The following is an 11,364-nucleotide window of genomic DNA, read 5'->3' on the forward strand; positions in this document are numbered from 1 at the left end:
CACGGCCAGCGGCCCACTCCCCACCCCCCGGCTCCGCGGGAGCCCTCCGCCCATCCATCCCGTGCTCACCACTCGGGCCCCCCACGCAGCCCAAAGCGGTGGCCGGGACGCCGTTGTCCCGGCCACCGCCACGTTCGAGCCCGCCGCTACTTGAAGCGGCGCAGCCGCAGCGAGTTCGTCACCACGAACACGCTCGAGAACGCCATCGCCGCACCCGCGATCATCGGGTTCAGCAAGCCCAGCGCCGCCAGCGGCAGGGCGGCCACGTTGTAGGCGAAGGCCCAGAACAGGTTGCTCTTGATCGTGCTGAGCGTGCGCCGCGACAGGCGGATCGCGTCGGCCGCCACCCGAAGGTCACCGCGGACCAGCGTCAGATCGGCCGCCTCGATGGCCACGTCGGTGCCCGTGCCCATGGCCAGGCCCAGGTCGGCCTGGGCGAGCGCGGCGGCGTCGTTGACGCCGTCACCCACCATCGCCACGGTCTTGCCCTCGCCCTGCAGCCGCTTGACCACGTCGACCTTGTCGGCCGGCAGCACTTCGGCGATCACCTGGTCGATGCCCACCTCGGCGGCGACGGTCCTGGCGACCGCCTCGTTGTCGCCGGTCAGCAGCACCGGGGTCAGGCCGAGCGCGCGCAGCTGCTGGATGGCCTCCTTGCTGGTCGGCTTGACCACGTCGGAGACCACGAGGACCGCCCGGGCCTTGCCGTCCCAGCCCACCGCGACAGCCGTACGGCCCGCGGACTGCTCGTCGGCGAGCTTGCCCGCCAGGTCCTCCGGCAGGTGCTGCGACCATTCGGCCAGCAGCCGGGGGCGTCCGACGAGCACCGCGTGCCCGTCGACGATGCCCTGAACCCCGAGACCCTCGACGTTGGCGAAGTCTTCGACGGTGGCGTCGGACTGCGCCGCCTTGGCGATCGCCTGGGCGATGGGGTGCTCGGAGGCGTGCTCCAGCGCTCCGGCGAGGCGGAGCACCTCGTCGCGGCTCTCGCCCTCGGCCACGTGCACGTCGGTCAGGGTCATCTTGCCCTCGGTGACGGTGCCGGTCTTGTCGAGCACGATCGTGTCGATCGCGCGGGTCGACTCCAGCACCTCGGGACCCTTGATCAGGATGCCCATCTGGGCGCCGCGCCCGGTGCCCACCAGCAGCGCGGTGGGAGTGGCCAGGCCGAGCGCGCAGGGGCAGGCGATGATGAGCACGGCCACCGCGGCGGTGAAGGCGGCGCTCGCCCCCTCGCCGGTGCCGAGCCAGAAGCCCAGCGTGGCCACGGCCAGCCCGATCACGATGGGGACGAACACGCCCGAGATGCGGTCGGCCAGGCGCTGCACCTGGGCCTTGCCCGTCTGGGCCTGCTCGACCAGCTTGGCCATCTGGGCCAGCTGGGTGTCTTGCCCGATGCGCTCCGCCCTGACGATCAGGCGGCCGCCCGCGTTGACGGTCGCGCCGACCACGCGGTCGCCCGCTCCCACCTCGACCGGGACGGACTCGCCGGTCACCATCGAGGCGTCGACCGCGCTCGTGCCCTCGTGGACGACGCCGTCGGTGGCGATCTTCTCGCCGGGGCGGACCACGAACAGGTCGCCCACCTTGAGCTGGTCGACCGGCACACGCCTGCCGTCGGTCAGCTCGACGTCCTTGGCGCCGAGCTCCAGCAGGGCGCGCAGGGCAGCTCCCGCGCGGCGCTTGGAGCGGGCCTCGAAGTAGCGTCCGGCCAGGATGAACGCGGTCACGCCCGCGGCGGCCTCGAAGTAGATGTTGCCGGAGCCGTCGGTGCGCGCGATCGTGAACTCGAACGGGTGCGTCATGCCCGGCACGCCTGCCGTACCGAAGAACAGGGCCCACAGCGACCAGCCGAAGGCGGCCAGCGTGCCGATGGACACCAGGGTGTCCATGGTGGCCGCGCCGTGGCGCAGGTTGGTCCAGGCGGCCTTGTGGAACGGCCAGCCGGCGTAGACCACCACCGGCGCGGCGAGCGTCAGGCTCAGCCACTGCCAGTAGGTGAACTGCAGCGCCGGGATCATCGCCATCGCGATCACCGGGACGCTCAGCACGACGCTGAGGATCAACCGGTCGCGCAGCGGCTTGAGCTCGTCTCTCGGCTCCTCCGGCGCGCCCTCGGCCTGCGGCGGCCTGGGCAGCTCGGCGGAGTAGCCGGCCTTCTCGACCTCGGCGACGAGCAGCTCGGGGGCGACCCCCTCAGGGAAGCTGACCTGCGCCTTCTCTGTCGCGTAGTTGACGGTCGCGGTGACGCCGTCGAGCTTGTTGAGCTTGCGCTCGATCCGGTTGGCGCAGGAAGCGCAGGTCATCCCGCCAATCGACAGCTCGATCGTGTCGTGGGTGACAGACATCGCGTTCTCCTTCCCTGGCTCGCGGATCAATGGTCGTGGTCGTCGGAGTGGCCCGGAGGCGGTGTGGCCTTACCTGTGGACAACGGTGTGCCGCTGCTTCTGAGGGTGAAGTCGGCGGTGTGTACGGCGTCGCCGTGCTTGAAGTCGAGGAACAGGCGGTAATCGCTGTCGCTCGGCACCTCGGCGTAGAAGACGATCTCCGGGCCCGGGGTCTCGCTCTCCTCGGGGTGCACGTGCAGGTAGGCGAGATCGCCCGCGCGCAGGGCCACGAGGTGGCCGTAGGCCCCCAGGTAGGGCTGCAGGTCGGTGACCGGCTTGCCGTCCTTGGTGACGCGCAGCGTGAGCTTGCTCGACTGGCCGGGGACGACGTCTCCGTCGAGGGTCACAGTGTACGGTCCGACGGTTGCCGTACGGCTGGTCCCGGGCAGCGGCGCCGGGGCGAACTTACCGGCCGAGTAGAGGTCGGTGCCCAGCGTCAGGGCGCTGCCGCCGGTGGGCTTGAAGTCGGCGAAGGCGCGGTAGACGCCCGCCTGGGGCAGGGTCAGCGGGACGCTCCACACGCCGCCGCCCGCCTCCTCCGGGTGCAGGTGCTGGAAGCTGGCCAGGTCGCGGGAGACGACGATGAAGTGCAGCTTCTTCTCGTGCTCGACCGAGTAGTCGGTGACGGGCTTGCCGTCGGGGCCGGTGACGGAGAAGCGGAAATCGGTCTTCTTGCCCGGCTTCAGGCTGGTCGTCAGCGGGGTCAGCGTGTAGCCGCCCTGCGAGACCTGGAGCCCACCGGGGGTATCCGACGACGCGGGCTGGGCCTCATGGGAGTCGCCATGCCCTGCTTCGGCGCTCGCCGTCGCTGTTGCGGTCGTCGTCGGGGCGTGCCCGTGTTCGGCGGGCTTGGGGTTTCCGGCCGCGCTCTTGTCGGCGGGAGTCACGTCGCCGACGGCGTTTCCCACGGTCAGGGAGGTGCCGAAGATCAATGCCAGGCCTGCGCCATACAGACCCAGTTTGGTGGGAGTGTTCATGGTGTCACCACTTCATATCCGGCCTCCGCGACGGCCGCCTCGATGCGGGAGGCGTCAACGGGGGCGTCACTCTGGATGGTCAGGCTTCCGCTGGCCAGGTCCACTTCGACGGCAGTCACGCCGGGGACCTCGCCGACCTCTTCTTTGACCGAGCTGACGCAGTGGCCGCAGGTCATGCCCTTGACGGTGTAGGTGGCAGTGCTCATGTTCATCTCCTTGTTCTGTATAGCACAAACCATACCCCCCTAAGGTATATTCCGCAACCCCAGGGGGGTATGCGAGCACTACGCCGGGGGCCATCTCAGCCCCGCCCCACTCCCCCAGCCCAGAACCGCCAAGCCCTCACCCGATGCCCAGGCATCCACCACGCCGACACCCTGGGCCGTGAAGCCGCGTCAACAGGGCGCCCCGGCCATGGACCAGCCATACAACCCACACCAAAGCGCCCATAACGCCGGACACGCCCACCCGGACGGTGACCAAAAGTTGGCCAAGTCCGGACGGGCATAGGTCGGCTCACCAGGCTCTACTGGAAAAACCCGCACATCTGGTTGCCGCGCAGCACAGGGACTACCTCCATCCCTTGCTAGTCTGCTAAGGAACCGTCGTCCCGGCCCCGGCAGGCTCGGGACCGCCGAAGAATTGGGGTCACACCGTGAAGAAGCTGCTCGTCCTGGCCCTGCTCGCTCTCGGGGGCTTGCTGATCTGGCGCAAGGTACAGGCCGACCGCGCCGAGCTCGACCTGTGGACCGAGGCGACCGGCAGCGAGAACTGATCGCCGTTGAGCGAGGCCGTCCCGATCAAGCTGGCATGTCTGGACCTCGCCGGCACGACGATCGGTGACATCGCCACGGTCGAACGAGCGTTCTCCGAGGCGATAGCCACCCAGGGCATCGTTCCCGGGACCGGAGCATATGCACGTGCCATGGTGCACGTGCACCGGTCCCGGGGCTGCCCCAAGATCGAGGTGTTCCGGGGCATCTTCCCCGGTAACGAGGCCCAGGCCCAAGCCGCCAACCTGACGTTCGAACGCTCCTACGAGGGCACCATCGAGCGCACAGGTCTGACCGCCATGCCCGGAGTCTCCGAAGTCCTCGACAAACTCCGCGGAGCAGGCATCCACGTGGCCCTGATCACCGGCTTCAGCCGGTCGACCCTCGGCCGCGTCCTCAGCGTGCTCTCCTGGGACGACAAGTTCGACCTGGCCATCTGCCCAGAAGACGCCGGCCGCGGCCGCCCCTGGCCCGACATGATCCTGCGCGCCGTACTCCAGCTCGGCATCGAGGACGTCCGCCAGGTCGCCGTCGCGGGCGACGCGGAGAGCGACATGCTGTGCGGCCGCCGCGCAGGCGCCTCGATCGTCGCCGGGGTCATGAACGGCGTCCACAGCAGAGAGCGGTTGCTGAAGGGCGGAGCGACACACATTCTGGACTCGATCGCCGATTTCCCCGGGTTGATCTTGAGTGAAGAGCTGGGCACGCACCAGGTTGCCGCCTCAGCCCGGTAAGCTGTCTTCGACTGCGGGGCCTTAGCTCAGTTGGCAGAGCGCCTGCTTTGCAAGCAGGATGTCAGGAGTTCGAATCTCCTAGGCTCCACCAGCCAAAACGCCGCCTTCCCAGATCTGGGAGGCGGCGTTCGTGCCATTAGCTCTTCTTCTTGCGCTTGCCCTTCCGTTCCGCCCTGACCCGAGCACTCAGCGCGTCGGCGATCTTCTGGTCCGCGTCTCGGGTGGCGTGTTGGTAGATCAGCGCCGCTTGGTCGCTGTCGTGGCCCGTTCGAGCCTTGAGGTCCGCGACGCTCGCCCGGACTAAGCTGCGAGCGTGTTGCCGGTGTGGCGAAGATCGTGGAAGTGCAGCCCTTGCATCCCCATCTCCTTGAGCGCCTCCGCCCGCTTGGCCCCCCCGTCGGAAGTTGCCGCCCCGGAGGAAGGCGCCGCGCTTGCTGAGAAAGACGAAGGCGTCCTCCGTCTCGTTGACATACGCGGCAAGATGCTCGGTCAACGCGGGGATGATGGCGGACGGGATGGCGATCGTCCGCCGACCTGCACGTGACTTGGGCCGCCCGAGTTGCATGATGCCGCCGTCGAGTTCGAGGAGCTGCTCCCGCACGCTGACCGTGCGAGCGGTGAGGTCGAGGCTTCGCCGGCGCAACGCGATCACTTCATCGAAGACGGTGAACCCGTGCAGGGGAGTCGCGGCACTTGAACCGCCCACGGCACCACCCCAAGCCGCACGGTTGGCAGCGTGGAGAGCTGCACGAGCCGATCAAGTTGAGCGTCGACCACAGAGACAGGTCCAGGCCAAGTCCGCAGCGCACTCTCGGTGAGCACGAATGAGAACTCCCGCCCTTCCTCGAAGAGCACTGCTTGCCCTTCCACGCGGACAGCGGCTGCCCGAGAGACGGCATCCTCTTGGCCAGCTCCACCAAGAAGGGCCAGGCGTGCGTACTTCGCCGTCTGGAGCAGCGCGGGAATCATCGCAGTCTGAAACGAGTAGACTCGACTTGCAGCCCGCACGCGCGCCACGTCGGCTTCCTCACGGCCAGCCAACCCGCCCTTAAGCCGAGGGATCTCACGAGGACGCCCAAGCAGGTCATCCAACTCGCCCCGCGCAGCATCCGACAGCGACAGCCCCTGTACCAGCCGCTCAACCGTCTCGGGCAGCGGAAGCAGTTGCCCGGTCTCAATCTGAGAGATCGTCGGCTGTGTGACCCCAGCGCGCGCGGCAAGTTCCTTGCCGGTTAGGTCGGCGCTCTTACGAAGCCGCCTAATCAGAGCACCCAGTGCCCGCAACCGCTCCCGACGATCGTCCATACCCAGCGTCCTACCACTCGCCAGACCAGATATTAGGACGCGTATGCGGATCACTGCCGAATTGTTCTTGTGGAGGTCAAGACGGTGGTGCTACTGCGACGAGCAAGAGCACGAGGCCGCACGCTGCGCGTGCGGCCTCGGGGCCGTTCTCGCGTGCGGCTCGTCGGGTGGCACGACACGTAAAACTAATAGATTATGCCATTTTGGAAGTGACGTCTGTTAGTCGCCTTTGGGAAGCTTGTCGTAACCTTCCGTTAGGATTGTTGAGCGCCAGGCCATTCTGCACCGTCTTCTTGCGACCTTCGCAATCCTTTGGTCGTCCAAGCCTAGTTCGCTCAAGAATAGGCATTCTAGAAGATGAATTAAGATCGCCTCGCCGGCCTGCGCTGCGCGATTGTCATCTGAAAGTGCTCTCGCGGCTGGGAGGCCGTGACCAACCTGATTGCGAAGCTTGGCGACTCGAGCAGGCCAGTCCTCATCCAGGTTTAGGGCAGACATACCGGAAGCGACTTTCGCGCCAAGACGGGCAAGGCGATCCTCGAGGGACGGCTCATAAGAATCTGCGATTAGTTTTCGTATTCTGGCTCTTCGTTTCGAGTTAAGGCCAGGCACAGTCTCAAGTGCCAACTTAACATCATTGGCTATCCGTTCGTAGGCTACGGCTCGATCGGATTGGGTCTCGTCGTTTAGGAGACGGTCGACTCCCTCTAGGACGGTGACTGTAGTTAGGAAACGTGGCACTCGCCAATGATATCTCGGATTATTCAGCGCGATCCACTGATCGATGATGTATCGCCACTCATTGGCGATGGTGAATATTCGCCCTCCAAGTTCTTCCCAATTGTAGTCGCTGAGTTCAAAAAGGATGTCCTCTGGTGCAATTTCTCGCGGGCTGTCACGGGCTCCGTGATAGCCAAACCAAACCTTTAGCCACTCGGGTTGGTCTTCCGATCCAGCGTAAGTCCCAGGTTGGTTCGCGGCTATGTAGAGACTTTCGATTCGCGCCATTGACGATGTTGCAAGCGACAACAGCACCTCGAGAGGGAGTGTATATGTTCTCAAAAAATCCCTGAGTGGAACTGGAGATTCCAGATCAATTACAAAACTGCACTGGGACTTGAGCTGCGCATCCGGCCCATTGGGCCAAAGGATGGAATCATCCTTGATCGTTACGCTCCCGCCAGGGATGGTTGCAGTCCTTGCCGGGGGCGGCTCGTAGGTGAGAGATCGAGGCCGGATGTGCGAGCCGTCAATTTCATATGCGAATGCGGACCAGGCGGCCCATTCTCGCTGACCTCTCAAACGGACCTCGGCTTTGGATGAATTGAGCTCTTCTTCGCTCAAAAGCTGACCTTCAACACCGAACCATGGACGGAGCTCGATATCGGCAATCGGGGAGAGGCCGGATCGAGTTCCCCCGGTACGGCAGTCGACAAGCGTGACTTCCGTTCCGAAGACACTTCCGTGGAGAATCGGGATCTTGGGTAGTGGGGCGAATAGAAATGAGGCCTGTCCAGCAGGAATGCTTGGGTTGCGGTGAAGGCGCGCTAAGATCCTCCCATCTTCCTTTACTTCGCATACTCCGGGAATCGTAGTGTCTTCGGTGCTGCCGGGTATCCACCATTCGGCTGGCGAGATTCTTCCGGGCTTAAGTCCCATGTCTGCTCCGAATGTTCGATGATTTGATCCCCATCATGCCATGCCTAGGTGTTCGGATGAACGGAACCGAACGTTGGGATCCAACGTTTAATACCTCGCATCCAGCTTCGGGGCTTCATCTCGCGGCATTCCTGACCGCTGGAACAGAGGATTCGCGTGCGTAGCTAGTGTGGAGTTACAGGGAGTCGCCACCCGAGCTTGTGGCCGGGTGCCGCCTGTAGAGGCTGGAAGCCGTTCTCACGCGCCACCTCAGGCGGACAGATATACTACTTGTCGGTGTGAAGCGCCTCCCGCTCACGCTCTGCGTTGATGCGCTCCGCCGTCACAGCCGCGATGTGCGAACGATGATCGAATACCCGCTGTGAACCCTCTCTGGTGGCGGCGAGCTTTATGCGGAATCTTCGCAGGCGAAGTGAGCACAGGAGGTACCTCCGCTACGGGTGCCACAAGGTCATCTTGAGCTCCTTCTCTAATGCAAGTACTAGCCCTCCGAGCTCAGACGTGAGTCCATCCCAGTAGCCATCGTCGAACTCTTCTCCCCAACGATGCTGCCGGGCAGACCATACGTAGAAGTGCCATTCACGTGTAGCGATGCAAAGTGTGACCAACTTGCGGGGCAGGCCTGCTGCGAGAGCTGTGCTCTCCCAAACGGCAAGGGTCTCCTCAAAGTCTCGCCGCATGTCATCGAGCATCCCGAAGGCCGCGTTGAAATTCCGTAGCTGATGAAGGTGCGTACTACATCCTGCGCGAGCAGCACGGCGATCTTTGCTCTGACTCACAGCGATTGTGATCAGCGATCCAACTATGCCACCGCTCGTGGTGTAGATCAGCTCAGCCAGACCAGGCATGGGCTCCTCCTCGTCACCCTGGCAAGTTGAACGAAGGAAGCGGAGCCATAGTTTCGCCTCCGGCGTGGGCGCTCCAGCTCCGGGACGACGGCCATGCCTGAGCCAGGCCGTCAATAGCTGAGGTGGAAGCCTGATCGTCCCCCTTGCCATCGACCCGGGACAAGCCGAGCAGGTGAGGCCGACGGGCGGGACGATGGTAGAGGGGACGATCAGGCAGGTGTTGTCCGCGCAGGCCATAGAGAATCACAAAGCAGAGGGTCGGACGCCGTGCCATTAGCGTGCCATTAAAGGTGGTCAGTAGCGGTCAACCGTGGTCGCTCGCGGAGCGCCTTCCCTGCTGGTGTAGGCGCTGTCCTCATAGGTCGGTCCGATTTGCAGGCAGGATGTCAGGAGTTCGAATCTCCTAGGCTCCACCCAATGACGACGGCGCCTGAAAACTGACCCTCTGGGGACGCGTGAAAACGGACCCACCGCAAGGCCCGACAGGGCTATGCGAGAGGGGTGCTGAACGTGGAGGACTGGGCAGAGATCCGCAGACTGCACCGGTCAGAGGGAATGCCGATCCGGGCGATCGCCAGGAAGCTGGCCGTGGGACGCAACACGGTCCGTCGCGCGCTGGAGTCTGACGGGCCGCCAAAGTATGTGCGCCGGCCTAAGGGCTCGATCATCGATGCCGTCGAGCCCCGGATCCGGGAACTGCTGGCGCAGTGGCCGGACATGCCCGCGACGGTGATCGCCGAACGGGTCGGCTGGGACCGGTCGATGACCGTGCTGAAGGACCGGGTGCGGCAGTTGCGGCCGTTGTTCGCCCCACCGGATCCGGCTTCACGGACCACCTATCGCCCAGGCGAGCTGGCCCAGTGCGATCTGTGGTTCCCGCCAGTGGATGTCCCGCTCGGGTTCGGGCAGGTCGGCCGGCCTCCGGTACTGGTGATGGTGTCCGGTTACTCTCGGGTGATCAGCGCCCGGATGCTACCGACCCGGCAAGCCCCCGATCTAATCGCTGGGCATTGGGCGTTGCTGACCCGGCTCGGTGCGGTGCCCAAGACGCTGGTCTGGGACAACGAGCCTGCGGTGGGCCGGTGGCGGGGCGGCAGGCCGCAGCTGACGGCTGCGATGAACGCCTTCCGCGGCAGCCTGGGCATCACCATCGTCCAGTGCCGGCCCGCCGATCCGGAGGCCAAGGGTCTGGTCGAGCGGGCCAACGGCTACCTGGAAACCTCCTTCCTACCCGGCCGCCGTTTCGCTGACCCGGCCGATTTCAACGCTCAGTTGTCCGGCTGGCTGGAGCGGGCCAACCAGCGGCATCACCGCCGGATCGAATGCCGCCCCATCGATCGGCTGGCGGCTGATCTGGCTGCGATGGTGGAGCTGCCCGCTCTGCCGCCGCAGCTCGGCTGGACGGCGTCGGTGAGGTTGCCGCGTGATCATTACGTCCGGCTGGACGCCAACGACTACTCCGTGCATCCGATCGCGATCGGCCGCCTCGTTGAGGTGTTCGCTGACCTGGAGCAGGTGAGGGCGACCTGCGCGGGCACCAGCGTCGCCCGCCACGACCGATGCTGGGCCGCTCACCAGACCCTCACCGACGACACCCACGCCCAAGCGGCTCGCGCCTTTCGGCGCCAGCGACGGGCGGCTGTCCCCACCACGATGGCCGAGGTTGAGCAGCGCAGGCTCACTGACTACGACCGCATGTTCGGCCTGACCGGCGAGCCCACGGATCCAGAGCAGGAGATGGCGCTGTGATGACCACCAAGACCGGCAGGAACATCGCTTCCGAGCTTGCCTACCTCACCCGAGCGCTCAAGGCGCCGTCCCTGGCGGCCTCGGTAGACCGGCTGGCCGAGCGGGCCCGGGCCGAGGGCTGGACGCACGAGGAGTTCCTGGCCGCCTGCCTGCAGCGTGAGGTCGCCGCACGCGAGGCCCACGGCGGTGAAGGCCGCATCAAACTGGCCCGCTTCCCGGCCCGCAAGTCACTGGAGGAGTTCGACTACGACCATCAACGTTCCCTCAAACGCGAGGCCATCGCCCACCTGGGCGCGCTGGACTTCGTCACTGCCAAGGAGAACGTGGTTTTCCTGGGACCGCCGGGCACCGGCAAAACCCACCTGTCGATCGGGCTGGGCATCCGAGCCTGCCAGGCAGGCCATCGGGTGCTGTTCGCCACCGCCGCCGAGTGGGTCGGCCGCCTGGCTGATGCCCACCATGCCGGACGGCTCCAGGACGAACTCGTCCGCCTGGGCCGTATCCCCTTGTTGATCATTGACGAGGTGGGCTACATCCCGTTCGAGGCCGAGGCAGCGAACCTGTTCTTCCAGCTCGTCTCATCCCGCTACGAACGAGCCTCGCTGATCGTGACCTCGAACAAGCCCTTCGGCCGGTGGGGCGAGGTATTCGGTGACGATGTGGTCGCCGCGGCCATGATCGACCGGCTCGTCCATCATGCCGAAGTTATCAGCCTGAAAAGGAGACAGCTACCGACTCAAGGATCGAGATCTGGGCCGTGTTCCAGCGGCCAAAGCCAACGACTGAACGACCATCAGATGGGTCCGTTTTCAGGCGTCGCAGCCGGGTCCGCTTTCAGGTTCAGGCACACATTCCGTGATCGGTTCGTGCGGGTAGGTCACGGTTCGGCTGTTCCGGTCGGTAGGTGCGGTCTTGATCAAGAGCATCGCGGC

The 11,364-nt window shown here is 65.3% G+C and carries 10 protein-coding genes and 1 tRNA gene; 5 read left to right on the plus strand and 6 right to left on the minus strand.

From position 1 onward, the window contains the following. Positions 1 to 146 precede the first annotated feature (146 nt). The 3 genes from ACIBH1_RS46225 to ACIBH1_RS46235 are packed head-to-tail and all read right to left on the minus strand — an operon-like array spanning position 147 to position 3,570. A complete protein-coding gene (locus tag ACIBH1_RS46225) occupies positions 147 to 2,348 on the minus strand; it encodes a heavy metal translocating P-type ATPase (RefSeq protein WP_397320488.1) in 2,202 nt (733 codons plus the stop codon). A 26-nt stretch (positions 2,349 to 2,374) separates the two neighbouring features. Further along, positions 2,375 to 3,364, minus strand: coding sequence for a hypothetical protein (locus tag ACIBH1_RS46230; protein ID WP_397320489.1), 990 nt, complete (start codon positions 3,362 to 3,364; stop codon positions 2,375 to 2,377). Then, positions 3,361 to 3,570: a heavy-metal-associated domain-containing protein gene (locus ACIBH1_RS46235; RefSeq protein WP_397320490.1), complete on the minus strand. Its 210-nt coding sequence runs from the start codon at positions 3,568 to 3,570 to the stop codon at positions 3,361 to 3,363. Before ACIBH1_RS46235 ends, ACIBH1_RS46230 begins: the two co-directional genes overlap by 4 nt. Before the next feature lie 449 nt (positions 3,571 to 4,019). Here ACIBH1_RS46235 and ACIBH1_RS46240 point away from each other — a divergent pair, with 449 nt between their 5' ends. The 3 genes from ACIBH1_RS46240 to ACIBH1_RS46250 all read left to right on the plus strand — a co-directional run bounded on the left by ACIBH1_RS46240 (position 4,020) and on the right by ACIBH1_RS46250 (position 4,962). After that, the gene (locus tag ACIBH1_RS46240) at positions 4,020 to 4,139 is read left to right on the plus strand and encodes a DLW-39 family protein (protein WP_240506072.1); all 120 of its coding nucleotides are present in this window, start codon (positions 4,020 to 4,022) and stop codon (positions 4,137 to 4,139) included. 6 nt (positions 4,140 to 4,145) lie between these two features. After that, the gene (locus tag ACIBH1_RS46245; RefSeq protein WP_397320491.1) at positions 4,146 to 4,871 is read left to right on the plus strand and encodes an HAD-IA family hydrolase; all 726 of its coding nucleotides are present in this window, start codon (positions 4,146 to 4,148) and stop codon (positions 4,869 to 4,871) included. A gap of 15 nt (positions 4,872 to 4,886) precedes the next feature. Further along, positions 4,887 to 4,962 (plus strand) — tRNA-Ala (locus ACIBH1_RS46250). A gap of 45 nt (positions 4,963 to 5,007) precedes the next feature. On the opposite strand, the gene ACIBH1_RS46255 is transcribed toward ACIBH1_RS46250, so the two are convergent. From ACIBH1_RS46255 to ACIBH1_RS46265, 3 genes are all read right to left on the minus strand, one after another. Then, a complete protein-coding gene (locus tag ACIBH1_RS46255; protein WP_397320499.1) occupies positions 5,008 to 5,577 on the minus strand; it encodes a hypothetical protein in 570 nt (189 codons plus the stop codon). Next, positions 5,520 to 6,176 (minus strand): Scr1 family TA system antitoxin-like transcriptional regulator, encoded by a 657-nt coding sequence (locus ACIBH1_RS46260; protein WP_397320492.1) that lies wholly within the window; start codon positions 6,174 to 6,176, stop codon positions 5,520 to 5,522. The genes ACIBH1_RS46255 and ACIBH1_RS46260 overlap by 58 nt, the downstream gene beginning before the upstream one ends. Before the next feature lie 219 nt (positions 6,177 to 6,395). After that, positions 6,396 to 7,835 (minus strand): HEPN domain-containing protein, encoded by a 1,440-nt coding sequence (locus tag ACIBH1_RS46265; protein ID WP_397320493.1) that lies wholly within the window; start codon positions 7,833 to 7,835, stop codon positions 6,396 to 6,398. Positions 7,836 to 9,184: 1,349 nt separating this feature from the next. Between ACIBH1_RS46265 and istA the strand changes: the two genes are divergently transcribed. After that, on the plus strand, positions 9,185 to 10,432 hold the full coding sequence (istA, locus tag ACIBH1_RS46270; protein ID WP_397320494.1) for an IS21 family transposase: 1,248 nt from the start codon (positions 9,185 to 9,187) through the stop codon (positions 10,430 to 10,432). Next, positions 10,432 to 11,364 (plus strand): IS21-like element helper ATPase IstB (istB, locus tag ACIBH1_RS46275; RefSeq protein ID WP_397320495.1); only part of this gene is annotated, 933 nt, incomplete at its 3' end. The genes istA and istB, both read left to right, overlap by 1 nt.

The sequence above is a fragment of the Nonomuraea sp. NPDC050663 genome (genome assembly GCF_044456985.1).
Classification (GTDB): Bacteria; Actinomycetota; Actinomycetes; order Streptosporangiales; family Streptosporangiaceae; genus Nonomuraea.